The organism is Thalassolituus sp. UBA2009, assembly GCF_002335285.1.
Lineage (GTDB): Bacteria > Pseudomonadota > Gammaproteobacteria > Pseudomonadales > Oceanobacteraceae > Venatoribacter > Venatoribacter alkanivorans.
The window spans coordinates 38,721-39,988 of sequence record NZ_DDCJ01000166.1 but is presented as its reverse complement, the minus strand read 5'-3'; the positions used below and the strand labels follow the sequence as shown (position 1 = coordinate 39,988).

Genomic DNA, 1,268 nt, shown 5'->3' with positions numbered 1-1,268 from the left:
GGCCATAACCCTATGGGAAATGCTGACGCTGCAGATACCGGAGGTCAGGTTCTGCGTCGCTTTTGCCAGCAAACACTGCTGAAGGCTGGCATTGTGCTGTTCGGTTTTCAGCTGACGCTGGAACAGTTGTGGGGTGTTGGCTGGCAGGCATTGCTGGTGGATGTGCTGACCATTGCCAGCGTTCTTATTACGGGGATCTGGCTGGGGCAGCGCTGGCTGAAGCTGCCATTGCAACTGAGCATCTTAATTGCGGTAGGCAGTGCGGTCTGTGGTGCGGCGGCCATTATGGCTACAGCTCCGCTGCTGGGAAGGCGAACACAAGCGGATGCCGGTGAGCATGACCCAGAACAGCATCTGGCGATTGCGGTCGCTCTGGTCGCGTTATTCGGCACGTTAAGTGTGTTGTTGTATCCGTTGTTGTGTCAGTGGTTCGGTTTCGACAGCAATACTGCCGGTTTGTACATCGGCAGCACCGTGCATGAAGTCGCTCAGGCGGTGGCGGCGACCGATGCTCTCGATAGCGCAACCCAGCAGAACGCCCTGATTGTGAAGCTGTTGCGGGTGGCGCTGCTGGCGCCGACGTTATTGCTGCTCGGACAGTGGTTGTTGCGCCGGCCTGTGGCGGACACGGATATGGATAAGAACCTTCAGCCGCAGGCCACGGACGCTCCCAAACGTTTGCCGGTGCCAGGGTTTGTGCTGGGCTTTATCGCAGTGATTATTGCCCACAGCATACTGCCGTTACCGCTCTGGCTGACGGAGCTGGCTGCAAGCACCTCGGCCTGGTGTCTGATGCTGGCGATGGTGGCGCTTGGGCTGAATACCCGCTGGCAGGGCATGGTTGCTGCGGGAATCCGGCCATTATTCTTGGGCTTCTTACTCTGGTTACTGTTATTGCTTGGTGGCGGCTGGCTGAATACTCTTTTCGTTCTGGCCTGAGCTGCGTCATTGAGGCCGGAGCGGTAATCCGCTAGAGTCCGCGTTTTGCTGAGTTTTTTGTTAGGTTGTGGTTTTTCCCGCGCCTGCGCGCTTCTGACAAAAACCTTGTTCATCGCTAACCGGCCGCACTCATGCAATGAGCGCAGGCCCAGAGATATACATCCAGAGACAAGAATAATGAAACAAACCAAAATTCTGTTGCCGGAAACCGAGATTCCGAAGCACTGGTACAACGTGGTAGCGGACTTGAAAAACCCTCCGGCACCACCGATGGGCCCGGACGGTATGCCGATGGACCCATCAGCTATGTCAGCTATCTTTGCCGACAA

Annotated in this window: 1 protein-coding gene; it reads left to right on the top strand. The window is 56.5% G+C overall.

All coding sequences use genetic code 11. The features are described from left to right. On the top strand, positions 1-939 hold a 939-nt coding region (locus tag B3P58_RS20485), incomplete at its 5' end, for a YeiH family protein (protein ID WP_286720303.1). Positions 940-1,268 lie beyond the last annotated feature (329 nt).